Annotated in this window: 24 protein-coding genes; 12 read left to right on the top strand and 12 right to left on the bottom strand. The window is 67.1% G+C overall.

The window, feature by feature from the left end; all coding sequences use genetic code 11:
• Positions 1-155 precede the first annotated feature (155 nt).
• The 8 genes from SPDO_RS01660 to SPDO_RS01695 form a co-directional block, all read right to left on the bottom strand.
• Positions 156-914, bottom strand: coding sequence for a phosphoadenylyl-sulfate reductase (locus SPDO_RS01660; RefSeq protein ID WP_088365708.1), 759 nt, complete (start codon positions 912-914; stop codon positions 156-158).
• A complete protein-coding gene (locus SPDO_RS01665) occupies positions 907-1356 on the bottom strand; it encodes a DUF934 domain-containing protein (protein ID WP_088365709.1) in 450 nt (149 codons plus the stop codon). Before SPDO_RS01665 ends, SPDO_RS01660 begins: the two co-directional genes overlap by 8 nt.
• 53 nt (positions 1357-1409) lie before the next feature.
• Positions 1410-3041, bottom strand: a complete 1632-nt coding sequence (locus SPDO_RS01670) for a nitrite/sulfite reductase (protein WP_088365710.1) — start codon at positions 3039-3041, stop codon at positions 1410-1412.
• Positions 3042-3084: 43 nt separating this feature from the next.
• Positions 3085-3381, bottom strand: coding sequence for a DUF2849 domain-containing protein (locus SPDO_RS01675; protein WP_088365711.1), 297 nt, complete (start codon positions 3379-3381; stop codon positions 3085-3087).
• A complete protein-coding gene (gene cobA, locus SPDO_RS01680; RefSeq protein WP_088366310.1) occupies positions 3378-4169 on the bottom strand; it encodes a uroporphyrinogen-III C-methyltransferase in 792 nt (263 codons plus the stop codon). Before cobA ends, SPDO_RS01675 begins: the two co-directional genes overlap by 4 nt.
• Positions 4170-4262: 93 nt before the next feature.
• The gene (locus tag SPDO_RS01685) at positions 4263-4877 is read right to left on the bottom strand and encodes a hypothetical protein (protein ID WP_088365712.1); all 615 of its coding nucleotides are present in this window, start codon (positions 4875-4877) and stop codon (positions 4263-4265) included.
• 50 nt (positions 4878-4927) lie between these two features.
• On the bottom strand, positions 4928-6337 hold the full coding sequence (astD, locus tag SPDO_RS01690; RefSeq protein WP_088365713.1) for a succinylglutamate-semialdehyde dehydrogenase: 1410 nt from the start codon (positions 6335-6337) through the stop codon (positions 4928-4930).
• Between the two features lie 58 nt (positions 6338-6395).
• The gene (locus tag SPDO_RS01695) at positions 6396-7754 is read right to left on the bottom strand and encodes a protein adenylyltransferase SelO family protein (RefSeq protein WP_088365714.1); all 1359 of its coding nucleotides are present in this window, start codon (positions 7752-7754) and stop codon (positions 6396-6398) included.
• Positions 7755-7791: 37 nt separating this feature from the next.
• Between SPDO_RS01695 and SPDO_RS01700 the strand changes: the two genes are divergently transcribed.
• The 5 genes from SPDO_RS01700 (at position 7792) to SPDO_RS01720 (ending at position 13435) form a co-directional block, all read left to right on the top strand.
• Positions 7792-8664, top strand: a complete 873-nt coding sequence (locus SPDO_RS01700) for an alpha/beta fold hydrolase (RefSeq protein WP_088366311.1) — start codon at positions 7792-7794, stop codon at positions 8662-8664.
• A 36-nt stretch (positions 8665-8700) separates the two neighbouring features.
• Complete coding sequence (locus tag SPDO_RS01705; RefSeq protein WP_088365715.1) at positions 8701-9471, top strand: SDR family oxidoreductase; 771 nt, start codon at positions 8701-8703, stop codon at positions 9469-9471.
• A complete protein-coding gene (locus SPDO_RS01710; protein WP_088365716.1) occupies positions 9468-10610 on the top strand; it encodes a glycoside hydrolase family 130 protein in 1143 nt (380 codons plus the stop codon). The genes SPDO_RS01705 and SPDO_RS01710 overlap by 4 nt, the downstream gene beginning before the upstream one ends.
• Before the next feature lie 195 nt (positions 10611-10805).
• The gene (locus SPDO_RS01715; RefSeq protein ID WP_088365717.1) at positions 10806-11951 is read left to right on the top strand and encodes a glycosyltransferase; all 1146 of its coding nucleotides are present in this window, start codon (positions 10806-10808) and stop codon (positions 11949-11951) included.
• An 80-nt stretch (positions 11952-12031) separates the two neighbouring features.
• Complete coding sequence (locus SPDO_RS01720) at positions 12032-13435, top strand: NAD(P)H-dependent flavin oxidoreductase (RefSeq protein ID WP_088365718.1); 1404 nt, start codon at positions 12032-12034, stop codon at positions 13433-13435.
• A gap of 50 nt (positions 13436-13485) precedes the next feature.
• Here SPDO_RS01720 and SPDO_RS01725 read toward each other — a convergent pair whose 3' ends face one another.
• Both SPDO_RS01725 and SPDO_RS01730 read right to left on the bottom strand, forming a co-directional pair.
• Positions 13486-13680 (bottom strand): hypothetical protein, encoded by a 195-nt coding sequence (locus SPDO_RS01725; RefSeq protein ID WP_088365719.1) that lies wholly within the window; start codon positions 13678-13680, stop codon positions 13486-13488.
• Between the two features lie 89 nt (positions 13681-13769).
• Entirely contained in the window at positions 13770-14768 is a 999-nt protein-coding gene (locus SPDO_RS01730) for a 2-hydroxyacid dehydrogenase (RefSeq protein WP_088365720.1), read from the bottom strand.
• A 90-nt stretch (positions 14769-14858) separates the two neighbouring features.
• On the opposite strand from SPDO_RS01730, the gene SPDO_RS01735 reads away from it, so the two are divergent.
• The 3 genes from SPDO_RS01735 to SPDO_RS01745 all read left to right on the top strand — a co-directional run bounded on the left by SPDO_RS01735 (position 14859) and on the right by SPDO_RS01745 (position 17037).
• Positions 14859-15362, top strand: a complete 504-nt coding sequence (locus SPDO_RS01735; protein ID WP_088365721.1) for an SH3 domain-containing protein — start codon at positions 14859-14861, stop codon at positions 15360-15362.
• Complete coding sequence (nadC, locus tag SPDO_RS01740; protein WP_088365722.1) at positions 15359-16195, top strand: carboxylating nicotinate-nucleotide diphosphorylase; 837 nt, start codon at positions 15359-15361, stop codon at positions 16193-16195. The genes SPDO_RS01735 and nadC overlap by 4 nt, the downstream gene beginning before the upstream one ends.
• A gap of 125 nt (positions 16196-16320) precedes the next feature.
• On the top strand, positions 16321-17037 hold the full coding sequence (locus SPDO_RS01745) for a ribonuclease T2 family protein (protein ID WP_425441920.1): 717 nt from the start codon (positions 16321-16323) through the stop codon (positions 17035-17037).
• A gap of 72 nt (positions 17038-17109) precedes the next feature.
• Here the strand turns inward: SPDO_RS01745 and SPDO_RS01750 are convergent, their stop codons facing one another.
• Positions 17110-18288 (bottom strand): vWA domain-containing protein, encoded by a 1179-nt coding sequence (locus tag SPDO_RS01750; RefSeq protein ID WP_088365723.1) that lies wholly within the window; start codon positions 18286-18288, stop codon positions 17110-17112.
• A 109-nt stretch (positions 18289-18397) separates the two neighbouring features.
• On the opposite strand from SPDO_RS01750, the gene otsB reads away from it, so the two are divergent.
• The 4 genes from otsB (at position 18398) to SPDO_RS01770 (ending at position 24415) form a co-directional block, all read left to right on the top strand.
• The gene (gene otsB, locus SPDO_RS01755) at positions 18398-19141 is read left to right on the top strand and encodes a trehalose-phosphatase (RefSeq protein WP_245828987.1); all 744 of its coding nucleotides are present in this window, start codon (positions 18398-18400) and stop codon (positions 19139-19141) included.
• Positions 19138-20934: a glycoside hydrolase family 15 protein gene (locus SPDO_RS01760; protein WP_088365725.1), complete on the top strand. Its 1797-nt coding sequence runs from the start codon at positions 19138-19140 to the stop codon at positions 20932-20934. The genes otsB and SPDO_RS01760 overlap by 4 nt, the downstream gene beginning before the upstream one ends.
• Positions 20931-22313: an alpha,alpha-trehalose-phosphate synthase (UDP-forming) gene (locus SPDO_RS01765; RefSeq protein ID WP_088366313.1), complete on the top strand. Its 1383-nt coding sequence runs from the start codon at positions 20931-20933 to the stop codon at positions 22311-22313. The genes SPDO_RS01760 and SPDO_RS01765 overlap by 4 nt, the downstream gene beginning before the upstream one ends.
• Positions 22314-22399: 86 nt before the next feature.
• A complete protein-coding gene (locus tag SPDO_RS01770) occupies positions 22400-24415 on the top strand; it encodes a TonB-dependent receptor (protein ID WP_088366314.1) in 2016 nt (671 codons plus the stop codon).
• Here the strand turns inward: SPDO_RS01770 and SPDO_RS01775 are convergent.
• Positions 24399-25001, bottom strand: coding sequence for a TetR/AcrR family transcriptional regulator (locus SPDO_RS01775; RefSeq protein ID WP_158212131.1), 603 nt, complete (start codon positions 24999-25001; stop codon positions 24399-24401). The two genes, SPDO_RS01770 and SPDO_RS01775, sit on opposite strands and share 17 nt — an antisense overlap.
• Positions 25002-25085 lie beyond the last annotated feature (84 nt).

Here is a 25085-nt window from a genome sequence, read left to right on the forward strand (position 1 = left end):
ATGCCCGCAAGATCGCCACAAACAACTCGTCACCCCGGCCTCGTGCCGGGGGCCACCGTTCCGCAAACTCGACGATGGGGGGCGCGCGCAACCCTGGATGCTGAGACAAAGCCGGTCATGACGTTCAGCGCTGATCGCCGACTAACGCACCCAGTTCAGAACGCCGGCTCTTCCCCCGGCGTCTCCGGCACATGGATGCCGCATTCCACCTTGTCCCAGCCGCGCCAGCGCCCAGCACGCGGGTCTTCGCCCGGCAGCACCTTGGACGTGCACGGCTTGCACCCGATCGAGGGATAGCCGTTCGCCTCCAGCGGATGGCGCGGCAGCTCGTGCTCGGCGAAATACGCCTCCAGCCGGTCCTTGTCCCAATCGGCCAGCGGGTTCAGCTTCAGCCGCCCGTCGTCGATCTCGAAACGGGGCAGGGCGGCGCGGGTCGCCGCCTGGAACCCTTTGCGCCCCGAAATCCAGGCATCGAACGGCAGCAATGCGCGGCGGAGCGGCTCCACCTTGCGAATGTCGCAGCAGCCATCGGGATCGTAGGACCAGCGGAGGCCCGTCGCATCCTTTGCCGCCAGGATGCGCGGATCGGGCCGGAAGACGCGCAGGTCGGTCAGGCCCAGTCGCTCGGACAATTCGTCACGATATTCAAGCGTTTCGCCGAACATCTTCTGCGTGTTCGTGAAGACGGCCGGCACGTCCTTGTCGACCTGCGCCACCATGTGCAGCAGCACCGCGGATTCGGTGCCGAACGACGATACCGCCGCGATCCGCCCCTTCAACTCGCCGGTCAGCAGCTCGGCCAGCATATCCTGCGTCGAAACGCCGCTGAAGCGCGCCTCCATCGCCGCCGCATCCGCGCTGGTGAACGCGGGCGCGATGTCGATCATGTCGAGGCGGCGCGCGGCATTAGCCATGACGCAGCTTCCATATCGGCGTCGCGGCATCGGCGGCGCGCTGGTAATGGTGATCGTAGCGATCGAGGCTCCGCTTCAGCGTCTCGCTATCCACCGGCGCCTCGGGCGCAAAGCTGTCGAACCCGCAGCGCCGCATGTGCGGGATCTGATCGACCAGCACGTCGCCCGCCGCGCGCAGCTCGCCGGCATAACCCGCCTCGCGCAGGATCCGCGCCGCCGAATAGCCGCGCCCGTCGCGAAAGCTCGGAAAGCTCACCTCCACCAGCGCCAGCTGCTCCAGCGACGGCAGCAGCGCGCGCGCATCGTCGCCCGCCTCCAGCCGCACCGCACCGGCATTGGTCTGCCCGTTCAGGAACGAGTCTAGCGTGATCGCCGGCTCGTCATGCGCCTCGTCATCGCGAAACCGCAGCAGATTGTCGGTATCGCCGGCAAGATCAGCCATGCGTCGTCTCCGTGATGATGCTGTCGGCCAAGGCTGCCGCAACGAAGGCGCGCTCACCCATAGATCGCCTCCTTGAACGTCTCGAAGCCGACCCGGCGATAGGTGTCGAGGAAGCGCTCGCCCGGCTCGCGCACCTGCACGAAGCGATCGGTCACGCGCTCGATCGCATCCACCACGCCATCCTCGTCGAAGCCGGGACCGGTGATCTTGGCGAGGCTCACGTCCTCTGCTCCCGATCCGCCGAGTGACAGCTGGTAGTTTTCCTTGCCCTTCTTATCGACGCCCAGGATGCCGATGTGCCCGGCATGGTGGTGGCCGCACGCGTTGATGCAGCCCGAGATCTTGAGCTTCAGCTCGCCCAGGTCACGCTGCCGGTCGAGATCCTTGAACCGCTCGGCAATCTTCTGCGCCAGCGGGATCGAGCGCGCATTGGCAAGGCTGCAATAATCAAGGCCGGGGCAGGCGATGATGTCGCTGATGAGGTCGAGGTTCGCCTCGGCCAGCCCCGCCTCGGTCAGCGTCTGCCACACCGCATACAAGTCCGCCTTGCGCACATGCGGCAGGACGATGTTCTGCGCATGGGTCACGCGCAGCTCGTCGAACGAATATCGCTCGCCAAGGTCCGCCATCACGTCGATCTGGTCGGCCGACGCATCGCCCGGGATGCCGCCGACGGGCTTCAGCGAGATGTTGACGATCGCATAGCCCGGCTGCTTGTGCGGCTTCACGTTCTGGTCGAGCCACACCGCGAAATCGGGATCGCTGCGGTCCACCACGTCGCTGAGGCCCGTCTCGAAAGCCGGCGGCGCAAAGAAGGCGCTGATCCGTTCCAACTCGGCGACCGGCGGGTCGATGCCCAGCGTCTTCACCTTGGCGAATTCCTCCTCCACCTGGCGGCGATATTCGTCCGGGCCCAGCTCGTGCAGCAGGATCTTGATCCGCGCCTTGTAGATGTTGTCGCGCCGGCCGTAGCGATTGTACACGCGCAGGCACGCCTCCAGATAGCTCAGCAGCTCGTCCGCGGTCACGAAGTCGCGGATCTCGTGCGAGATCATCGGAGTGCGCCCCATGCCGCCGCCGACGAAGATCTTCGCGCCCAGCACGCCGTCCTTCCGCAGCAGCTCGATGCCGATATCGTGCAGCCGCATCGCCGCGCGATCCTCCGCCGCCGCGATCACCGCGATCTTGAACTTGCGCGGCAGGTAGGTGAACTCGGGGTGGAACGTGCTCCACTGGCGCAGCAGCTCGGCCCATGGGCGCGGATCGGTCACCTCGTCCGCGGCGGCGCCGGCGAACTGGTCCGACGAGATGTTGCGGATGCAATTGCCGCTGGTCTGGATGGCGTGCATCTCCACCGTCGCCAGCTCGGCGAGGATATCGGGCGCATCCTCCAGCTTGATCCAGTTGAACTGGAGGTTCTGGCGCGTGGTGAAATGGCCGTAGCCGCGATCATATTTGCGCGCGATGTGGCCCAGCATCCGCATCTGCCGGCTGCTCAGCGTGCCATAGGGCACTGCGACGCGCAGCATGTAGGCGTGCAGCTGCAAATAGAGGCCGTTCATCAGCCGCAGCGGCTTGAACTGGTCCTCGGTCATCTGGCCGGCGAGGCGGCGCTTCACCTGGTCGCGGAATTCCTCGACCCGGGCGTCCACCATCGACTGATCATATTGGTCGTACTGATACATGCTCGTCTTCCTGTCCCTCGCCGCCAACGGGCGAGACCGAAGGTCAAATCACCCAGCTGCCCGCCTCGGGATCGGCCGGCTTCAACGTGAGGTCGGGGCGCACCGTCGGGCCCAGCGCGCGGATCCGATCCTTGATATGCGCCGGCCGCGGCCCCTCGGGCGTTTCCACCGCGTCGATCACATAGGGCACGTTGACGCGGCGCGCGCCTTCCTCGGCCTTGGCGATCCCTTCGCCGCGATCGCCGACGTCCACTGCGTCCTCCACATGGCGCGACCAGCCCTGGCCGGTCCACCATGTGACGTCGCCCGTCACCAGATCGTTTCCCGTCAGCAATTTCATCCGTTCATGCTCTCCGCCGCCCGTGCCCAGGCCACCAATTTGTCTTCCGCGTCCGACAGTTCGACCACCTCACCGACGACGATGATCGCCGGGCTCGCCACCTCCTCGCGCGCCACCATCGGGCCGAGATCCGCCAGCAGCGTCCGGAGCGCGCGGTGACCCGGCAGCGTGCCTTTCTCCAGCACCGCGACCGGCATGTCGGGCGCCACGCCATCGGCCATCAATTTGTCGGCGATCGCATCCGCCGTCGCGACGCCCATGTAGATCACCAGCGTGCGGCCCTGGCCGGCGAGGCCCGCCCAATCCTGTTCGGTCAGCCCCTTGCACTGACCGGCGACGAAGCTGACCGCGCTGGAATGGTCGCGGTGGGTCAACGGCAGCATCGCCTCCGCCGCACAGCCGAGCGCCGCGGAGACGCCGGGGATTACCTCGACGGGCAGGCCGGCGGCGCGCACCGCCTCCACTTCCTCGCCGCCGCGGCCGAAGATGAACGGATCGCCGCCCTTCAGCCGCACCACGACGCTGCCCGCCTGGACATGCGCGACGATCAGCGCGTTGATCGCCTCCTGCGGCAAAGTATGCCGCGCGCGCCGCTTGGCGACCGAGATGCGGTGCGCGGTCGCCGGCGCGATCTCCAGCACGCGCGGGTCGATCAGACCATCGTGCACCACCACGTCGGCCTCTTTCAGCGCCCCGACGGCACGCACCGTCAGCAGCCCCGGATCGCCGGGGCCCGCACCGACAAGGATGACGCGGCCACGCGCGTCGGGATCGAGAAGGCTCGTCATGACCGGAAAGATGGCCCTGCCGCCCTTCGGCATCAACCGAGCGATGCTTGCCGATGCCGTAGGATTGCTATGCCACCCGGCCTTGAACCGTGCTCACGCACACCCCTCGACATAGCCGAGCACCGGCATGGTCCCGACATGGATCGCGCTCACCTTGCCGTCCTGCCCGATCTCGAAGCGAAGCGCAGGATCGCCGCTCGCGGCGTTGGGCGCGGTGAGGTATTTGGCGGGCGCGGGTTCGTATTTGTGCGGCTCGGCGCGGAAGCCGCCGAACCATTGCCGCACCTCCCGCTCGGTCGCGCCGGGGCCGATCCCCTCGATCAGTTTCACGTCCGATCCCTTGCTAACGGTGATGCGCCGTACCTTGCCGTCAGTCACTATCGCATAAACGCTTTCGTACTTCGGCGAGCTGACCGTGCGGCATCCGCCCGGGATCTGCGCGCCGCGCTCAGCCCAGCTGCTGCCCTGCGGCACGGCGGCGCCGATCTTGAGATCGCCCAGGCCTTCCAGCGCGAGCACCTTGTCAGAGGCGGCCGGCGCGCTGGCGGCGGGCGAGGGACTGGCCACCGGTGACGGCGCCGGCGCGGTCGATGTGGGCGGGACGCTTTGCGTCAGCTCGGGCGCTGCGGCGGCATTGCCGGCCTCCGGTTCGGAGGAGCAGGCGGCCAGCGCAAGGCCAAGGGCGATGGTGGAAACGATCGTTCGCATGGCGGCTCAACCCCGAAAGGCGGCTTCAGGTTGCAGCCGCGCCGATCGGCTCAGGCGTTGCGCAGCCCGATGCCGATCGAGGCGCGTGCCGCATCTGCCTCGTTCGAGACCACCGGATAGGCGCAATAATCCGCCGCATAATAGGCGCTCGGCCGATGGTTGCCCGACCAGCCGATCCCGCCGAACGGCGCGGCGGAGGAGGCGCCATTGGTCGGTCGGTTCCAATTGACGATGCCGGCTCGCGCGCCGGCCCAGAAACGGTCGTACAGCGCCGGCGTCTGGCTGATCAGCGAGGCGGACAGGCCGTAGCGGGTATTGTTCGCCTCCGCGATCGCCTCGTCGAATGTCGCGGTGCGCACCACCTGCAGGATCGGCCCGAACAGCTCCATGTCGGGGCGATCGCTCACGCTCGTCATGTCGATCATGCTCGGCAGAAGAAACGGCTTGCTCGCATCCGGCCGCTCCAGATGCCGCACCGGCCGCCCGCCGCGCATCAGCAGCGCGAGGAAGCTCTCGGTCAGCTGGTCGGCGGTCTCGTTGTCGATCACCGGCCCCATGAAGGGTGCAGGGTCGTCATGCGGCGCGCCGACGATCAGCCGGTTGAGCAGGCCGTTCAACTGCTCGATCAGCGGCTCGTACAGTTTCTCGTCCACGATCAGCCGCCGCGCCGCGGTGCAGCGCTGCCCGGCGGTGGTATAGGCCGACTGGATGATCAGGATCGCTGCGGCGTAAAGGTCGGGCGTGTCCCACACCACGATGGGGTTGTTGCCGCCCATCTCCAGCGCCAGGATCTTTTCGGGCTTCTCGGCAAAGGCGCGGTTCAGCGCGATGCCGGTGCGCGCCGATCCGGTGAAGAGCAGCCCGTCGATCCCGTCATGATCCGCCAGCGCGCGGCCTTCGTCTGGCCCGCCCAGCACCAGCCGGATGCATTCCTCGGGCACCCCGGCGCCGCGATAGCAATCGATGAGAAACGCGCCCGTCGCCGGGGTCTTTTCCGATGGTTTGAACACCACCGCGTTGCCGGCGATCAGCGCGGGAACGATGTGGCCGTTGGGCAGATGCGCTGGGAAGTTGTACGGCCCCAGCACCGCCAGCACGCCATGCGGTTTGTGGCGCAAGGCCATGCGCGATCCCATCGGCGCGTCCAGCCGGCGCTGCGCGGTGCGATCGGCATAAGCGGAAACCGACAGGTCCACCTTGGCGATCACCGTGTCCACCTCGGTGCGCGCTTCCCACAAGGGCTTGCCCGTCTCGCGCGCGATCACCTCGGCGAAATCGTCGTGCCTCGCGCGCACCACATTGGCGAAGCGGCGCATGGTCTCGATGCGATAGGTCAGCGGCCGCGCCGCCCAGGTCGACCAGCCGGCACGCGCCGCGGCGACCTCGGCATCCACGTCTCCGATCGTCCCGCGCCACAATTCGGCACCGGTCGCGGGCTCGAAGGAGATGATGTCGCTCACATTATGCCCTCAACAAACGATAACTGGCGTTATGGACATTCGTCGGGCGACACAAGTTTCAGCGCAGCGCCGCGCCCATCGCGCGGATCGCGGCGATCTTGGCATGGAACGGTGCCCAATCATCCGCATCGCGGATCGCCGCCCAGATCGCCTCCACGTCGTCGATCGGCATGGCGCAGGGCGTGCCCGCCCAATAATCGTGCGAGCGGTCGGCGCGCGGCGGCGCGGCGGCCAACAGCGTGCGCACCCGATCCCATGCCGCGCCATAGCTGTCGGGCAGCGGCTGGGCGAAGGCGTCGAAGAAGAACTGGTCGATGCTCGTCTGCGTCGCCAGCAGCGCGGCTTCCGTCGCCTGCACCAGCGCGCAGTCCGCATCGGGCGAGGCGCTGCGCCGCCCCAGCCGCCACAGCATCGCCTGCGTAAAGGCCGGCTGATAAGCCGCGGCGAACCCGTCGATCGCGTGGATCAGCGGGTCGGCTCTGGTGATCAGTCGGAGCGACGCCGCCAGTTGCTTCACATTCCAATGCACCGCCTCGGGCTGGCGGCCGAAGGCATACAGTCCGTCCGCATCGAAATAGGCCGCCGTGAAGCCCGCATCCCAGCTCGGCGCGAACCGCCACGGCCCATAGTCGAAGCTTTCACCGGTGACGTTGATATTGTCCGAGTTCAGCACACCGTGAACGAAGCCGGCCGCCAGATACGCCGCCGTCATCCGCGCAGAGCGCTCCACCACCTGCGTCAGCAGCGCCACCGGATCGTCGCTGTCCTCGCCATACAGCTCGCGCATGACATAACGCACCAGCCGGCGCATCGCCTGCGCGTCGCGCTCGAACGCCAGCCGCTGGAACGTGCCGATGCGGATGTGCCCGTGGCTCAGCCGCACCAGCACGGCGGCGCGGGTGGGGGAGGGCTCGTCCTCGCGAAACAGCGTCTCGCCCGTCTCGATCAGCGACAGGCTGCGCGACGTCGGCACGTTCAGCGCCTCCAGCATCTCGCTTGCCAGCACCTCGCGCACCGCGCCCTTCAGCGTCAGCCGTCCGTCACCGAAGCGGCTCCACGGCGTCGTGCCCGAACCCTTGGTGCCAAGGTCCATCAGCCGCCCCGCGCGGTCGCGCAGCTGCGCAAAGGTGAAGCCGCGACCATCGCCGATATCGGGGCTGTAGCTGCGGAACTGATGCCCGTGATAGCGAAGCGCCAGCGGCTGCGGCAGCGATCCGGGCAGCGGCTCGAACCGGCCAAAATGCGCCGCCCATGATTCGTCGTCCAGCCCGTCCAGCCCGACCTCGGCCGCCGCGCGATCGTTGCGATACTTTATGGTCGTTTGCGGAAAGCGTGCCGCCTCAACGACATCGTAGAATGGATCGCCCAGCGACAGGATCGTGCTTTCGGGCCGGTAAGCTTGCGGGTCGAACGCCATGCGTGGATATGGGCACCGGCTGAGCAAAGGTGCAAGCATGACCGCCTGGAAAGATGTGATTTGGTGGTCGAACGATGGCCTCCGGCTGCACGCCCGCGATTATCCGGGCGAGGCTGACACGCCGCCGATCCTCTGCCTGCCGGGCCTGACGCACAACGCGCGCGATTTCGACGCGCTCGCCCGGCGCGTCGCGGGGCGGCACCGCGTGCTGGCGATCGACCTGCGCGGGCGGGGCGAAAGCGCCTATGCCAAGGATCCGATGAGCTACGTCCCGCTCACCTATGCGCAGGACATCGCCGCGCTGCTCGCGGATCAGCAGATCGATCGCTTCGTCGTGATCGGCACCTCGCTCGGTGGCATCGTCGCCATGCTGCTCGCGGGCATGATGCCCGGCCGCATCGCCGGCGCGCTGCTGAACGATGTCGGGCCGGAGGTCGACCCGATCGGCCTGGCTCGCGTGCGCGGGCACGTCACCCGCTCCAGCAACTGGCCCACCTGGATGCACGCCGCGCGCGCGATCCAGGAAACGCACGGCGGCAGCTATCCCGATTGGGGGATCGAGGATTGGCTGGCGATGGCCAAGCGGCTCTATCGCCTCAACAATGCCGGCCGCATCGTTATCGATCACGACCCGCGCATCGCCGAGCCGTTTCGCGTGCCCGGCAATCAATATGGCCCCGAAATGTGGCGCGCGCTCGCGGCGTTCGGCACCGCGCCCGTGCTGATCGTGCGCGGTGGCCGATCGGATATTCTCAGCGCCGCTGTGGCCGAGCGGATGGTCGCCGCCCTGCTGGAGGCGGAGCTCGTTACGCTGCCCGGCATCGGCCACGCGCCGACCTTGAGCGAGCCGGCGGTGCAGGGCGCGATCGACCGGCTGCTCGCCCGCGCCGGGGAACCGCCAAGCGCCTGAGGCGTCAACAAGGCTTGCCGCCCAACGGGAGCTTTCATGATTAACCGATCCGACGCGCATACCGCCACCACCCCGCTTGCCGGCCGCCGCGTGCTGGTGACCGGCGGCACCACCGGCATCGGCCGCGCCACCGCCGTGCTGCTGGCGAGCGAGGGCGCGAAGGTCTTTGTCTGCGGCCGCGACGAACAGCATCTGCAGGATGCGCTCGCCCGCATCCGCGAGGTGGGGGAGGGTGACGGCATGGCGATCGACCTCGCCGAGGAAAGCAACGTCGCCCGCCTGTTCGCGGCGGCGACTGAGTATCTCGGCGGTCTCGACGTCGCGGTGATCAATGCCGCGCGCGGTGCCGAGGGCATTTCGGAAATGAGCGAGGCCGATCTGCGCTACACCATCGGCAGCAACTTCACCGCCTACCTCCTGTCCGCGCAGGAGGCGACCAAGGCGATGGGCGCCTATGGCAAGGATGCGGAGGGCAAGGGCGATATCGTGCTCGTCGGCTCGATGAGCGCCTATGTCCTCGGCGCGCACTCCACCGTTTATGCCGGCATCAAATATGGCATCCAGGGCTTTGCCATCGCGCTGCGCCGCGAGCTGGGCAAGAAGGGCGTGCGCGTCTCGCTGGTGGAGCCGGGCCTCACCGGCAGCGACATGGTGAAGGACGACATCGATCAGGTCGAGCGGATCAACAAGGAAGAGATGCTGCGCGCCGAGGATATCGCCGTCGGCGTCCATTACCTCCTCACCCAGCCGCGCCGCGCGGTGGTGCAGCAGGTGACGATCTCCCCGCGCATGCAGGACGAGGAATGACCTTTCCGCTCGACCATCTGGTCTTCACGCCGGGCGACGTCGACCTGTCGCGCTCGCCGCTCGCCGGGCAGCTCGAAGAGGAAACCTATGTCCTCGGCGCCTTCAATCCCGGCATGACGCGGCTGCCCAACGGCAACCTTCTCCTGATGGTGCGGATTGCCGAGGCGCTGCGCCATCCGACGCGCGACGGCCACGTTCGCGCGATCCGCTGGGAGGCCAGCGATGCGGGGGGCGGCTTCACGCTCGACCCCTGGCCGCTCCAGCTCGTCGACACCGCCGATCCGCGCAAGTTCATGATGCGTGGCGGCGGGTGGAAGGTGATGGCGCTCACCTCCTTGTCCTGGCTGCTCCCCGTCGAGCTCGATCCCGAAGGGCGTCGCGTCGAGGCGGTGCATTACGATCGCGCGATCGCGCCGCGCGCAAGCTACCAGAATTACGGCGTCGAGGACGCGCGGATCAGTCGCGTGGGGACGCGCTATCTGATGACCAGCTGCTCGGTCAGCCCGGAGCGGCATTCCACCACGCTCTACACCAGCGCCGATGCGGTGGACTGGCAGCTCGAAGGCATCGTCCTCGATCACCAGAACAAGGACATGCTGATCTTCGAAGGGCAGATCGGCGGCAAATATTGGGCGCAGACCCGCCCGCTGGGCGACCTCTATTTCGCCTATCCGCCGGGCAGCGACTGGCGCGCCGGCCCCTCGATCAACCTCGCCTCGTCCCCCGACGCGCTGCACTGGAAACCGAGCGACCACCCCGGCATCCGCCCCCATGCCGCCACCACCGCCACCGCGCGCATGGGCGGCGGTGCGCAGCCTGTGCTGACCACGGTGGACGGCCAGGAAGGGTGGCTCACCCTCTGGCACGGTGTCGAGCCATCGGGCGTCGTCGGCATCTATCGCACCTATTGGACGCTGCTCGACAAAGACGAGCCGTGGCGCACCCTCGCGACCCAGCACACGCCGCTGCTTGAGCCCAATCCCACGCTTACCGAGCCGCTCAAGGACCAGATGTATCTCGACAACGTCGTCTTCACGACCGGCATCGTTGACGCGGGCGATCACTGGATCGTGGCGAGCGGCGAGGCCGATCTCGCCTGCCGGATCACCCATGTGCCGAAGGATGCGTTCCGGCCCTGATACGCGCCAGCCCCTGTCCTACGACACGCCATCTGTGCCATGGGCGCAGCCATGACCGCGCTGCGCCCTCCGCTCGAAACTTTGCACCGCGCCCGCTTTTTATATGTGCGTCATTTTTGCGAAGTTCCGCACCGCGTTTTGATCGCGCCGGCGCCTCGACATCCTCAACATTCGCAAGGCTAAGCCGCTGATCCGATGCCCCAGCCGATCAACATCCTTCACCTCCACTCCACCTTCGATCTGGGCGGCAAGGAAGCGCGCGCCACGCGGCTGATGAACGCGTTCGGCGATCGCGCGCGCCACACGATCGTATCGGGCATGGAAGGGCGCTACGGCGCGCGCGAGCGGATCGCCAAGGGTGTGAAGTACGAGATCGCGCAGAACCCGCCGCCGTTGCAGGGCCGGCCCTCGCTCGCGCGCTACGAGGCGATCGCGAAGTACATGCGCCGCTTCGATCTGGTGCTGACCTACAATTGGGGAGCGATCGACGGCGTCATGGCGCGCCGCGTGTTCGGCCGCGGCACCCCGCCGGTCGTCCATCACGAGGATGGCTTCAACGAGGACGAGGCCGCCGGCCTGAAGCGCGAGCGCAATCTCTACCGCCGGCTGGCGCTCGGCGCGGCGCATGGGTTGGCGGTGCCCTCCACCACGCTGGAGCGGATCGCGCTGGAAACCTGGAAGCAACCACGCGCCAAGGTCCACCGCATCGTGAACGGCATCGCCACCGGCCTTTACACCGCCACACCGGAGCCAAAGGCGATCCCCGGCTTCGTGCGCAAGCCCAAGGAAGTGGTGATCGGCACCGTCGCCGGCTTGCGTGCGGTCAAGGATCTGCCGGCGCTCGTCCGCGCTGCCGGCGGCCTCTCCGGTCGCTTCCGCCTGGTGATCGTGGGTGAGGGGGCGGAGCGCGCCGCGATCGAGCAGGCGGCGCTGGCGATGGGCATCGACGACCAACTCGTCATGCCGGGCTTTCTCGACCGCCCGTACCGCTTCCTCGGCCATTTCGACATGCTCGCGCTGTCATCGCGCTCCGAACAATTCCCCATCTCGGTGGTGGAGGCGATGGCCGCCGGCCTGCCGATCGTCGCCCCGCCGGTCGGCGATGTCCCGGCGATGGTCGCGCCCGAGAACCGGCCCTTCATCACCGAATTTCACGGCGAGGTGCGGTTGCGCGATGCCATGCAGTCGCTGATCGCCAATCCCGATCTGCGTCGCTCGGTCGGGGAGGCGAATCGTCGCAAGGCGCAGGTCGAATTTGACGAGCGCCAGATGATCGATCGCTACGCCGCGCTCTACGAATCCGCGCTTGGCCGACCGGGGGTGCTCGCCCACGGGGCGTAATTTCCTCGCCCCGCGCAACCTTTCTCGCTAGAGCGCCTTATCCGTTTCACTGGAGGTACAGCAAAGTCGTGGCATCTGCCGTGTTCAAGGGGCTTCAGCCCATCGTCTACAACGGCCGCGAAGTCTGGCCGCTGGTGGAGGGCGGAAAAGGCGTTGCCGCAACGAACCATGCCTCGGCCGGCGCCTGGGCCGCGGCTGGCGGCATCGGCACCGTCAGTGCGGTGAATGCGGACAGCTACGATCCCGAGGGCAAGATCGTGCCCCAGGTGTATCACGCCGCCACGCGCCGCGAGCGCCACGAAGAGCTGATCGCCTATGCCATCGAGGGCGCCGTGCAGCAGGTGCAGCGCGCCTGGGAGATCGCCGGCGGCAAGGGCGCGATCAACATCAACGTGCTGTGGGAAATGGGCGGCGCGCAGCGCGTGCTGCAGGGCGTGCTGGAGCGGACCAAGGGTCTGGTCGCCGGCGTCACCTGCGGCGCGGGCATGCCGTACAAGCTCAGCGAGATCGCCGCGGCGCACAACGTCAATTACCTGCCGATCGTCTCCTCCGGCCGCGCCTTCCGCGCGCTGTGGAAGCGTGCTTATTCCAAGGTGTCGGAACTGCTCGGCGCGGTGGTCTACGAGGATCCGTGGCTTGCCGGCGGTCACAACGGCCTGTCGAACGCCGAAGATCCGCTGAAACCCGAGGATCCCTATCCCCGTGTGAAGGCGCTGCGCGAGACGATGCGTGAAGGCGGCATTCCGGATACCACGCCGATCATCATGGCCGGCGGCGTCTGGTACCTGCGCGACTGGAACCACTGGATCGACAATCCCGAGCTCGGCGCGATCGCCTTCCAATACGGCACGCGCCCGCTGCTGACGCAGGAAAGCCCGATCCCGCAGGAGTGGAAGGAACGGCTGATGACGATCGAGGAGGGCGACGTCCTCCTGCATCGCTTCTCGCCGACCGGCTTCTATTCGTCTGCCGTGCGCAACCCGTTCCTGCGCAGCCTTGAGGCACGCTCGGAGCGTCAGATCGCCTTCTCCACGCAGGAGGCGGGCGACCACGTCTTCCAGCTCGACGTGGGCGTGAAGGGCAAGAACTTCTGGGTGACCAAGGGCGACCTGCTGCGCGCGCGCGAATGGTTCGGCCACGGCTTCACCGATGCGCTGAAGACGCCCGACAATACGTTGGTGTTCGTCACGCCGCAGGAAAAGGCGGAGATCCGCAAGGATCAGGCAGATTGCATGGGCTGCCTCAGCCAGTGCCTGTTCTCGAGCTGGGCGGATACCGAGACGAACTCGACCGGCCGGCTCGCCGATCCGCGCAGCTTCTGCATTCAGAAGACGCTGCAGGAGATCGCCCACGGCGGCGATACGGAGGCGAACCTGATGTTTGCCGGCCACGCCGCGTACAATTTCAAGCGCGATCCGTTCTACTCCAACGGCTTCGTGCCCACCGTGAAGCAACTCGTCGATCGCATCCTGACCGGCGATTGATCGTGGCAGGTGCCGCCCGCGTCAGGCGAGCGGCACCTGCGCCACGCGGCTCAATTGTCGACGATCGTCCCGACCACCGCACCGCCGGCACCGCCGACCGCCGCGCCCTTTTCCACGCTGCCGCCCGTCGCCGCGGCCACACCGGCACCGCCCGCGCCGCCGATCGCCGCGCCACGCAAGGTGGAGCAGGCCGAGGTGGAAACCGCGGTGGCGCCAAGCATCAGCAGAAGGATCGCCTTCTTCATGATCGTTTCTCCGAGTTTTTGAACAATCGGAAAAATGCTGCGCCGCCGCAGCCGTTCCCCTCGGCAACGTAAATTAACGAAAGTTCAGGTTACGCCCAGCCTTCCAGCACCTGGTCAGGCGGCCGGTGTCCATCCGCCCACATGCGGATGTTGGCAATCACCTTCTCGCCCGTCGCCAGCCGGCCTTCGAACGTCGCCGATCCCATGTGCGGCGTCATGACGACATTGGGCAGCGCCAGCAGCCGCGGATCGATCCGCGGCTCGTGCGTCCACACGTCCAGTCCCGCACCGGCCAGCCGCCCGGCTTCGAGCGCGTCGATCATCGCATCCTCGTCGACGATCCCGCCGCGGCTGGCGTTGATCAGATAGACATGCGGCCGCAGCAGCGCGATGCGCGCTGCGTCGATCATGTCTGCGCTGTCCGCGTTCAGCGGCGTGTGGATCGTCAGAATATCGATCGCGCCCAGCATCTCATCGAGGTTGGGATGCCATTGCGCCTGAAGCTCGGCCTCCACCACCTTGGGCAGGCGATGCCGGTTGTGGTAGTGGATCGACAGGCCGAACGCCCGCGCCCGCCGCGCCACCGCCTGGCCGATCCGGCCCATGCCGACGATGCCCAGCGCCTTGCCGCCGATACGGTGGCCCAGCATGCCGCCGGGGCTCCAGCCCTTCCACTCGCCCGAGCGCACCAGCTTCTCGCCCGCAGCCAGCCGGCGCGGCACGGAAACGATCAGCGCCATCGTCATGTCGGCGGTGTCTTCGGTCAGCACGCCCGGCGTGTTGGTGACGATGATCCCGCGCGCCCGCGCGGCCTTCAGGTCGATGTGGTTCACGCCCGCACCGAAATTCGCGATCAGCTTCAATCGCTCGCCCGCGCCTGCGATCAGGTCGGCATCGATGCTGTCGACCACCGTCGGCACCAGCACGTCGCAATCCGCCATCGCCGCCGCCAGCTGCTCGCGCGACATCGCCAGATCGGCACGGTTGTTGACCGTGTCGAACAGCGCCTCCAGCCGGTTCATCGTGGCGTCGGGCAGCTCGCGGGTCACAACAACCCGGGGATTGGGGCATCGGCGGCTATCGACCATGGTCTTGCTGTGACGAAGCAAGGCAGGGGCGTCAACGATCGGTTGAAGCGTTAGCTCGCGTGCGGCAAAGCAGGCCGAGGCTGACAGGGGATGACGATGCGGCGGTGGACGGCAGGATTGACGACGCTCGCTGTCTTTGTTGCGCTCGTGGCCGGCGATGGCGCGGCACAGGCGGGCAAGGACAAGCCGAAGCCCCCGTATTTCGCCTCGATCGGCGCCGGAAAGGCGCGCATGCGCTCCGGCCCGGGCCGGTCCTATCCCGCCACCTGGCTGTACGTGCGCCGCGATCTGCCGGTGCGTGTCGTGGATGTGTTCAAGGAATGGCGCAAGGTCGAGGATCCCGCGGGCGAGCAGGGCTGGATGCTCGGCACCTTGGTCAGCAGCACGCGCACCGCGATCGTCCAGGGCGCCGTCACCGAGCTGCGCGAACAGCCCGCGTTCGGTGCGCGCGTGCTCTGGCGCGCCGAGCCGGGCGTGGTGGGCCGCATCAGCCAGTGCGCGCGCGGCTGGTGCCGGTTCGACGTGGCGGGGCAGGCGGGCTTTGTTGAGGCAAGCCGTCTGTGGGGCGTGCAGCCCGAGGAGTCGCTGCCATGATCCAGGGCTTCGACACGACCGCCTTTGTTGCCGCAACGCTGCGCGAGGATCTCGGACCGGGCGTCGATGTCACGTCGGAAGCCGTCATCCCGGCGGATGCGCGCTTCGATGCAGTCATGGCGACCCGTGACGCGATCACCGTCGCGGGGCTGGAAATCGCCGCCGCGTTCTTTCGCCAGCTCGATCCCGCGGCAACGATCGAGCAACTGGTCGAGGACGGGGCGCGGGTGCCCGCCGGCACGGCGCTCATGCGCATCGGCGGCATGGCACGCGCCCTGCTTACCGCTGAGCGATCGGCGCTGAACACCGTCCAGCACCTGTCCGGCATCGCGACCATGACCAGCGGCTATGTCGATCGGATCGAGGACACCGGCGCCATCCTGCTCGACACGCGCAAGACGCTGCCGGGTCTGCGCCTGCTCGAGAAATACGCCACGCGCATGGGCGGCGCGCAGAACCATCGCATGGGGCTGTGGGATGCGGCGATGATCAAGGACAACCATGTCGCGGTGGCCGGCGACGTGGCGGAGGCGGTGCGCCGCGCCCGGGCCGCCGGTGTGGCCGAGATCATCGTGGAGGTCGATCGCATTGACCAGATCGAGCCGGCGCTCACCGCCGGCGCCACGCGGCTGTTGCTCGACAATATGCCACCGCCGATGCTTCGCGAGGCGGTCGCGCTGATCGACGGGCGCTTGCCGTCGGAGGCGTCGGGCGGCGTGTCGCTCGACACGATCCGCGCCATTGCCGAGACGGGCGTGAACTTCATCAGCGTCGGCCGGCTCACCCAATCGGCGCCGGCGGCCGATATCGGGCTCGATTTCGCGCTTGCATGATAGATGCGCTTGGGGTTCAGCGCGCCGCGTGACTGGCGCCTCGCGTGGTGGCCACACAGCGATCGTGCGACAGGGACGGTTCATCGCGCGCCAGCGATAGGCGCGGGAGCGAAGATCAAAAGGTGATGGTGATGAAGCGGTGGATTGGGCTGGCGATCGCGATGGTGCCGGGTGTCGCCTCGGCGCAGGCATATCAGTGCACCGCACCCGATGCGAGCATGATGACGGTGCGCCCCGATCTGCCGAGCGAGCGCGAGCCGCAGCGCCTGTTGCCGATCGGTCATTATACATTGGCGATCAGCTGGTCGCCGCAGCATTGCCGCCAGCCTGACCGCGCGGCGCGCTCGCGTTTCCAGTGCGGCGACGCCAATCGCTTCGGCTTCGTTCTGCATGGCTTGTGGCCCGACGGGATCGGCAAGGAGTGGCCGCAATATTGCAAGGCGACGCCGCTGTTGGCGGAGCGCACCATTCGCGCCAACATCTGCTCCACGCCGTCAGCACAGCTGCTTCAGCACGAATGGGCCAAGCACGGCACCTGCATGGCCGGCGAAACGCCCGACAGCTATTTCGCCAAATCGACCAGCCTCTTTGCCAAGCTGCGCTACCCCGACATGGTCGCGCTCTCGCGCCAGCCGCTGTCCGCCGGCAAGCTCGCGACGGCAATCGCGCGCGTCAATCCGGGGATGCGTGCGGACATGATGAAGATCACCACCGATCGCCAGGGATGGCTGGACGAGGTGTGGATCTGCATGGACAAGAGCTTCAAATACGCCCGCTGCCCCGCGCATCAGGGCGGCGTGAAGCCGAACGCGCGCGTCCGCATCTGGCGCGGTCCGCGCTGACTCTATTACGCCGGCGGAGCGCTGCCGGACCTGATAGGCGCCAAGCCGCTTAAGCGACTTGGCGCATTTCCATCACCGCTTGCGCGTCAACTCGCGCATCGCGTCGTCGAGGCCCGCGAGCGTCAGCGGGTACATCCGGTCGTTCATCAGCTCGCGGATGACCTTCACCGATTGCGAATAGCCCCATTGCGCCTGCGCCACCGGGTTCAGCCACACCGCGGCCGGATAGGTGGTGGTCAGCCGATGCATCCACACCGCGCCCGATTCCTCGTTGAAATGCTCCACCGATCCACCGGGATGGGTGATCTCATACGGGCTCATCGACGCGTCGCCGACGAACACCAGTTTGTAGTCGTGCGGGAATTTGTGCAGCACGTCCCACATCGGCGTCCGCTCGGCAAAGCGGCGCTTGTTGTCCTTCCACACGCCTTCGTACGGGCAGTTGTGGAAATAGTAGAATTCCAGGTTCTTGAACTCGCTGGTGGCGGCGGAGAACAATTCCTCGCACAGCTTCACGAACGGATCCATCGAGCCGCCGACGTCCAAAAACAGCAGCAGCTTCACCGCATTGCGACGTTCCGGGCGCATGTGGACGTCCAGCCAGCCCTGCCGCGCCGTGCCGTCGATCGTGGCGTCGATGTCCAGCTCGTCCGCCGCACCTTCGCGCGCGAACTTGCGCAGCCGGCGCAGCGCGATCTTGATGTTGCGGGTGCCCAGCTCCTTGGTGTTGTCGAGGTTCTTGAACTCGCGCTGGTCCCACACCTTCAGCGCGCGCTTCTGCTTGGATTCGCCGCCGATCCGCACGCCCTCGGGATTGTAGCCCGAATTGCCATAGGGCGACGTGCCACCGGTGCCGACCCACTTGTTGCCGCCCTGGTGCTTCTTCTGCTGTTCCTCCAGACGCTTCTTCAGCGTCTCCATGATCTCTTCCCACGAGCCGAGCGACTTGATCGCTTCCATCTCCTCGGGCGTCAGGAACTTCTCGGTGATCGCCTTCAGCCAGTCCTCGGGGATCTCCGCGCCCTGCTGCGCGAAGCTCGTCTCGATCCCCTTGAAGACCTTGGCGAACACCTGGTCGAACTTGTCGAGCAGCCCCTCGTCCTTCACGTAGACGGAGCGCGAGAGGTAGTAGAAATCTTCGGGCGTGCGCTCGATCACCTCTTTGTCGAGCGCTTCGAGCAGCAGCAGATGCTCCTTCAGGCTCGCCGGAATGCCGGCCACGCGCAGCTCGTCAAGGAAGTTGAGGAACATCGACTATCCGCCCCATCGTCTGTGTTTGTGCCGATGATGGCAGAGTTGGAGGCGCGGCACCAGCATGTCGGGCGCTGACGCGCGCGGGAAGGGGCGCTAGAGGCGCCGCATGACCATGGCTTTCACGCTTCCGCCGCCACCCGTGCTCACCGCAACGGGGCACGCCCTCCTCCTGGATTTCGACGGCACGCTGGTCGATCTGGTGGACCGGCCCGACGCGGTGGTGGTGGATGCGGCGCTGGTCGACGTGCTCCAACGGCTGATGGGAACCTTTGATGGTCGTGTCGCCTTAGTGAGTGGACGATCGGTGGCCCAGATCCACGCCTTCTTGGGAGAGGCGGTTCCTGGGCTGTCGGTGGTCGGCAGCCATGGCGCGGAGCTGGCGCTTCGCGGCGAACAGATCGCGCAGTATCGCCCGGCCGCCTTGGACGAGGCGGAGCAGGCGTTTCGCGCGGCGTTCGCCGGTGACGAGGGGGTAGTGATCGAGGTGAAATCTCTGGGCGTCGCAGCGCATTATCGCATGGCACCCGGCCGCGCCGCGGAGGCGCTGCAGGTGGCGGAGCGGTTTGCCGGCACGGACGATCTGGTCCTGCAGGAAGGAAAGATGATGGTCGAGCTGCGGACCGGCGGCCACGACAAGGGGAGCGGCATTGCAGCATTGCTCGAGCATGAGGGGTTCGCCGGCAGCGTGCCCGTGTTCGCCGGTGACGATGTGACCGACGAGGCGGGCTTCGCCGCGGTGGAAGGAATGAACGGCAAGGGCGTCCTGGTCGGCCCGATGCGCGATACGGCGGCCTCGTGTCGGCTGGACGATGTGGCGGCGGTACGCGCCTGGTTGGGGAAGATGGCATGACCGCGACGATGGATCTCTGGCCGATCGGCAATTGCCAGGTCTCCGCGCTGGTCGACCGCGCCGGCCGCTTTGTCTGGGGCTGCCTGCCGCGCGTCGATGGCGACCCGACCTTTTGCTCGCTGCTCGACGATAAGCCGCCCGCCGGCGACGATGCGTTCGGTTTCTGGGAAATCGACATCGACAGCAAGCGCGAGACGACGCAGCGATATATCCGCAACACGCCCATCCTCGTCACCCGGCACGAGGACGATCGTGGCAACGCCATCGAGGTGATCGATTTCTGCCCGCGCTTTGCGCGCAACGGGCGCAAATACCGCCCGGTCGCCTATGTCCGCATCGTGCGGCCGGTGGCGGGCAACCCGCGCGTGCGCGTGCGCCTGCGCCCCGCCACCAATTGGGGCGAGCGGCTGGCCCAGACGACGCGCGGCTCGAACCACATCCGCTACCTCCTCGACAACGGCGTCATGCGCTTGTCCACCACCGCGCCGGTCGGCTGGATCGAGGACGAGCGCATGTTCCGCGTCGAGCGCCCGCTCTATTTCTTCCTCGGCCCGGACGAGAGCTTCGCCGACGACATCGGCATGTCGCTGGAGAACATGCTCGATCGCACGGTCGAGGAATGGCAATATTGGTCGCGCAGCCTCGCCACCCCGCACGAATGGCAGGAGGCGGTGATCCGCTCCGCCATCACGCTGAAGCTGTGCCAGCACGAGGAAACCGGCGCGATCGTCGCCGCGCTCACCACCTCGATCCCCGAACACGCCGGCTCGCAGCGCAACTGGGATTACCGCTACTGCTGGGTGCGCGACGCCTATTACACCGTGCAGGCGCTCAATCGCCTGGGCGCGCTCGACGTGCTCGAAAGCTATCTCGAATACCTCCGCAACATCGTCGACAATGCCGAAAACGGCCACATCCAGCCGCTCTACGGCGTCGGCGGAGAGGCGACATTGGTCGAGCGCGAGGCGCCCGCGCTGAACGGCTATCGCGGCATGGGGCCGGTGCGTGTCGGCAACCAGGCGTATGAGCAGATCCAGCACGACGCCTACGGCCAGATCGTGCTCTCCAACGCCCAGGCGTTCTTCGATCACCGCCTGCTGCGCGTCGCCGGCGTGGAAGACTTCGAGGCGCTGGAGCCGGTCGGCGAGCGCGCCTGGGAAAAGTTCGACAAGCCCGACGCCGGCCTGTGGGAGCTGCGCACCAAGAGCCATGTGCACACCTATTCGGCGGCGATGTGCTGGGCGGCGTGCGATCGGCTCGCCAATGCCGCGCAGGTGCTCGGCCTGTTCGAACGCGAGATCTTCTGGCGCGACCGTGCGGACCAGATGCGCACGCGGATCGAGGAAGCCGCCTGGCGCCCCGAGACGCAGCGCCTGTCCGCCACGTTCGGCGGCGACGATCTCGACGCCAGCCTGCTGCAATTGCTCGACCTGCGCTTCCTCGCACCCGACGATCCGCGCTTTCAGTCGACGCTGGACGCCGTGGAGGGTGGGCTGCGGCGCGGCTCGCACATGCTGCGTTACGCCACCGAGGACGATTTCGGCCTGCCGCACACCGCCTTCAACGTGTGCACCTTCTGGCTGATCGAGGCGCTGCATTTCACCGGTCGCGATGCCGATGCGCGCGAATTGTTCGAAGAGATGCTGTCGCGCTGCACCCCGGCCGGCCTTCTGTCGGAGGACATCGATCCCGTCACGGGCGAATTGTGGGGCAATTACCCGCAAACCTATTCGCTGGTCGGCGTGATCAACTGTGCCGTCCTGCTCAGCAAACCATGGAGCGCGATACGATGAGCCGCCTGATCGTCATCTCGAACCGCGTATCGGCGCCCACTGCCGAACAGCCCAGCGCGCAGGGCGGGCTCGCCGTGGCACTGACGGCGGCGCTGCGCGAGGCGGATGGCGTCTGGTTCGGCTGGTCCGGCGAAACGGGCAACGGTCGCGATCTGCGCTTCGAAACCTATGATGGCGTCACATCGGCGACGATCGACCTCCCCGAACAGGACGTGGAGGAATATTACGACGGCTACGCCAATCGCACGCTCTGGCCGCTGTTCCATTATCGCCTCGGCCTGACCGAGTTCGAGCGCGACTTCCAGGGCGGCTACGAGCGCGTGAACCGCCTGTTCAGCGAGGTGATCAGCCCGCATATCGAGCCCGACGACTTGGTCTGGGTCCACGATTATCACATGGTGCCGCTCGGCTGGTTGCTGCGGCAGCAGGGCGTGAAGAACCGGCTCGGCTTCTTTCTCCACATCCCGTGGCCGCCCACCAGGCTGCTGATCGCGCTGCCCGAGCACAAGCGGCTGGTGGAGGCGCTGTTCGCCTATGACGTAATCGGTTTCCAGACGCGCGAGTGGCTCGAAACCTTCCACGATTACGTCGAGCGCGAGATGGGCGGCACGGTCGGGCCGAACGATGAGGTCACGGTGGGCGGGCGCACGATCAAGGCGATTGCCTGCCCGATCGGCATCGACGCGCGCGAGTTCATCGCCGGCGCCAATGGCGAGGTCGCGGCGCAGACGCTGAGCCGCATGGCGGAGAGCATCGACGGTCGCAATCTGATCGTCGGCGTCGACCGGCTCGATTATTCCAAGGGGATCGAGGAGCGGTTCCACGGGTACCAGCGCTTCCTCGAAACACGGCCCGACGCGCGGATGAACGTGTCGCTGCTTCAGATCGCGCCGCCCTCGCGCGCAACCGTGCAGAGCTATCAGGAGATCCGTGCCTCGCTCGACGCGCTATCGGGGCGGATCAACGGCGCCTTTGCGGAAATCGACTGGGTACCACTGCGCTACGTCAATCGCGGCCTGCCGCGCGATGTTCTTGCCGGCGTTTACCGGTCGGCGCGCGTCGGCCTCGTCACCCCGCTGCGTGACGGCATGAACCTTGTCGCCAAGGAATTTGTCGCGGCGCAGGATCCCGAGGACCCCGGCGTCCTTATCCTGTCGCGGTTCGCCGGCGCCGCCGAGCAGCTCGATCAGGCGTTGCTCATCAATCCCTACAGCCCCGATGAGATGGCAGACGCCATCGAACAGGCGCTTTCCATGCCGCTCGACGAGCGGAAAGCGCGCTGGCGCAAGATGTACGACAATGTCTGCCAGGAAGACGTGATCTGGTGGCGTCGCCGTTTCACCGACACGCTCTCGGCGGTCGAGCCGGCAGTGGCCTGAAGGAATTGTCGCAAGTGTATCGGTGTAAGTTCGCTTCCGTGACGGGCGGTTCGCGCGTGATCGGCCGTGTCGGCGCAATCGGCTTCATGGTGATCGCCGCGCCGGTTGCCGCACAAACGGCGCCCGACATCGTCGTCACCGGGCGCGGCCTTGACGATCGCCCGGGTGATCGCGCCGCCAGCGTGGTAACGATCGATGCCGCGCGGATCAGAGCGAACGCCAGCGATCGGCTGGAGACCATCCTCTCCGACGTTGCCGGCCTTCAGCAGTTTCGCCGCTCCGACTCGCGCTCGGCGAACCCGACCAGCCAGGGCATCTCGCTACGCGGGATCGGCGGCAATGCGTCGAGCCGCGCCCTGCTGGTCCTCGATGGCGTGCCGCAGGCCGATCCCTTCGGCGGCTGGGTGCCATTTCCCGCTTATGCCAGCGATCGGATCGGCCGCATCCGCGTGACGCGCGGCGGCGGCAGCGGCTATTTCGGGCCGGGCGCCTTGGCAGGCACGGTTGAGCTCGAAAGCGCCGATCCGACCGGCCAGCCGGCGTTCCTCGGTTCTGCCTCCTACGGCAGCCGAGACTCGGTCGACGCGCAAGGCTCCGGCGCGCTGGTCAGGGAAGGGGGCTTTGCCACCGCGTCCGCAGCGTACAGCCGCGGCGACGGCTTCGTCCCCACACTTGCCGCGTCTCGCGGGGCGGCTGACCGCCCGGCCGCGTTCGAGCAGGCATCGGCCGCCGTTCGCGGTGTCCTGCGCGTCGCGCCGGATACCGAGCTGCACGCCAATGTCAGCGGCTTCACCGATACGCGCGATCGCGGCACCGCCTTTACTGCCAATCGCAGCGAAGGTGCCGACGCCAGCATTCGGCTGGTCGGGCGTGGCGATTGGGGCTTCTCGGCGCTCGCCTATCTCCAGACGCGCGCCTTTGCCTCGCAATTCGCCAGTGTATCCGCCGATCGCAAGAGCGTCTCGCAGGCGCTGGATCAGTACAACACGCCCGCAACCGGGCTGGGCGCGCGGTTCGAGATCGTGCCGCCGGTGGGTGAGGGGCGTGATCTGCGGATCGGTGCCGACATCCGTGATCTCACCGGGCGCACGCAGGAGAACTACACCTATGTCGCCGGCCAGCCGACCCGGCGGCGCATCGCCGGCGGCAGCACGCGCACCGCTGGCCTGTTCGTTGACGGTTCGGCGGAAGCAGGCGCCTTCACCTTGACGCTGGGCGGCCGCGTCGATCGCTGGCGCATCACCGATGGCCGGCTGCGCGAATATACGCTGGCAAGCGGCGCGTCGCTCACCGATGCTGCGTTTGCGGACCGGCATGGCACCGAATGGACCGGCCGCGTCGGCGCCGCCTTCGCCCCCGCCGAGGCGGTGACCTTTCGCGCGAGCGGCTATCGCGGCTGGCGTTTGCCGACGCTCAACGAATTGTACCGACCGTTTCGTGTCGGAGCCGATGCCACTGCCGCCAATGCGGCATTGGAGCCCGAGCGGCTGACCGGCGTCGATGGCGGCGTCACCATCACGCCGACGCGTACGCTGACGCTCAGCGCAACGGTGTTCTGGAACCGGCTTAAGAATGCGATCTCCAATGTAACCTTGGGCAGCGGCCCCGGCACGTTCCCGGGTGTCGGCTTTGTCGCGGGCAGCTATCGCGCCCGGCAGAACCTCGATGCGATTGAGTCGACGGGGCTGGAGGTCGACGCGCAATGGCGTTCCGGCCCGATCTTCGCGCTCGCCTCGTGGAGCCACGTCGATCCGCAGGTGGAGGCATCCGGAGTCGCAAGCGCGCTTGACGGTCTTCGGCCGGCGCAAACGCCGCTCGATCAGGTGTCGGGGACCTTGGGGTGGCAGCAATCGGGCTGGACGGCGTCCGCCACGGCACGGCACATCGCCCGCCAGTTCGAGGACGATCAGAACAGCCGCGCGCTTGCCCCAGCAACGACGCTGGACGCCTATCTCGCGGTGCCGCTCGTGCGCGGGATCGCTTTGGAGGCGCGCGGCGAGAACGTCTTTGACGAACGGGTCGAGGCGGGGATCAGCGGCGCCGGCGTGATCGAGCGGGCCACGCCGCGTACCTTGTGGATCGGGATCAGGGTGCAGCGGTAAGCGTGCGCACGGCTGGCCGTTTTTCTCCGGAGGGCGGCCGCAGCTGATCTATTGATGCGTTGATACAGGCCATCAGCGTATCAATAACGGCCGGGCCCGGGTCCTCCGGATCGATTACGCGGCGGTGAAAAACGCCGGTCGAGATGGTGTGAATCATCTCCGCGACCTGATCCAGCTGCTCGGGATCGGTATTGACCGGCACCAGAAGTTGCAGGGCCGCGGTAAGTTCTCGGCGCAATTGCTGTTGCAGATTGCGCGTAATCTCCGCGACGCGTTCGTTGCGCGAAGACTCCGCCATGATCTCGGCAACCAGTCGCCCGGTATCGGGCTTCTTCTCGCAAGCGACAAAGGTGCGGATCCACTGCCGCACAGCTTCGGGGTCGCCCGTCGCACCTGCTGCGCACAGCCCGCTTTCGTGCAGATACTCTTCCAGATCGCGCTCGACGATCGCCGCGACGATCGCTTCCTTGTTGGCGAAATCGCGATAGATCTGCCCCACGGCGATCCCCGACGCCTGCGCAATCTGCGCCACGCCCGTCCCATGAAAACCATGCGCCGAAAAAGCCGCCCGCGCAGCCTGGATCAAGTTCTCACGTCGCGCGTTCGCCCGCCCGATACGTCGGTCCGCTGGAGCGGTGCAGCTCCTCTCGATGATCCTTCTCCCCTGCTT

The sequence above is a fragment of the Sphingomonas dokdonensis genome (assembly GCF_002197685.1).
Classification (GTDB): Bacteria; Pseudomonadota; Alphaproteobacteria; order Sphingomonadales; family Sphingomonadaceae; genus Sphingomonas; species Sphingomonas dokdonensis.

Coding starts and splice junctions, on each gene's coding strand:
- SPDO_RS01770 (WP_088366314.1), top strand. CDS start 22,400: ATGGTGATCGCCGCGCCGGTTGCCGCACAAACGGCGCCCGACATCGTC.
- SPDO_RS01665 (WP_088365709.1), bottom strand. CDS start 1,356: ATGGCTGATCTTGCCGGCGATACCGACAATCTGCTGCGGTTTCGCGAT.
- otsB (WP_245828987.1), top strand. CDS start 18,398: ATGACCATGGCTTTCACGCTTCCGCCGCCACCCGTGCTCACCGCAACG.
- SPDO_RS01700 (WP_088366311.1), top strand. CDS start 7,792: ATGACCGCCTGGAAAGATGTGATTTGGTGGTCGAACGATGGCCTCCGG.
- cobA (WP_088366310.1), bottom strand. CDS start 4,169: ATGACGAGCCTTCTCGATCCCGACGCGCGTGGCCGCGTCATCCTTGTC.
- nadC (WP_088365722.1), top strand. CDS start 15,359: ATGATCCAGGGCTTCGACACGACCGCCTTTGTTGCCGCAACGCTGCGC.
- SPDO_RS01695 (WP_088365714.1), bottom strand. CDS start 7,754: ATGGCGTTCGACCCGCAAGCTTACCGGCCCGAAAGCACGATCCTGTCG.
- SPDO_RS01670 (WP_088365710.1), bottom strand. CDS start 3,041: ATGTATCAGTACGACCAATATGATCAGTCGATGGTGGACGCCCGGGTC.
- SPDO_RS01745 (WP_425441920.1), top strand. CDS start 16,321: ATGGTGATGAAGCGGTGGATTGGGCTGGCGATCGCGATGGTGCCGGGT.
- SPDO_RS01660 (WP_088365708.1), bottom strand. CDS start 914: ATGGCTAATGCCGCGCGCCGCCTCGACATGATCGACATCGCGCCCGCG.
- SPDO_RS01730 (WP_088365720.1), bottom strand. CDS start 14,768: ATGGTCGATAGCCGCCGATGCCCCAATCCCCGGGTTGTTGTGACCCGC.
- SPDO_RS01675 (WP_088365711.1), bottom strand. CDS start 3,381: ATGAAATTGCTGACGGGAAACGATCTGGTGACGGGCGACGTCACATGG.
- SPDO_RS01705 (WP_088365715.1), top strand. CDS start 8,701: ATGATTAACCGATCCGACGCGCATACCGCCACCACCCCGCTTGCCGGC.
- SPDO_RS01735 (WP_088365721.1), top strand. CDS start 14,859: ATGACGATGCGGCGGTGGACGGCAGGATTGACGACGCTCGCTGTCTTT.
- SPDO_RS01765 (WP_088366313.1), top strand. CDS start 20,931: ATGAGCCGCCTGATCGTCATCTCGAACCGCGTATCGGCGCCCACTGCC.
- SPDO_RS01685 (WP_088365712.1), bottom strand. CDS start 4,877: ATGCGAACGATCGTTTCCACCATCGCCCTTGGCCTTGCGCTGGCCGCC.
- SPDO_RS01750 (WP_088365723.1), bottom strand. CDS start 18,288: ATGTTCCTCAACTTCCTTGACGAGCTGCGCGTGGCCGGCATTCCGGCG.
- SPDO_RS01710 (WP_088365716.1), top strand. CDS start 9,468: ATGACCTTTCCGCTCGACCATCTGGTCTTCACGCCGGGCGACGTCGAC.
- SPDO_RS01715 (WP_088365717.1), top strand. CDS start 10,806: ATGCCCCAGCCGATCAACATCCTTCACCTCCACTCCACCTTCGATCTG.
- SPDO_RS01725 (WP_088365719.1), bottom strand. CDS start 13,680: ATGAAGAAGGCGATCCTTCTGCTGATGCTTGGCGCCACCGCGGTTTCC.
- SPDO_RS01760 (WP_088365725.1), top strand. CDS start 19,138: ATGACCGCGACGATGGATCTCTGGCCGATCGGCAATTGCCAGGTCTCC.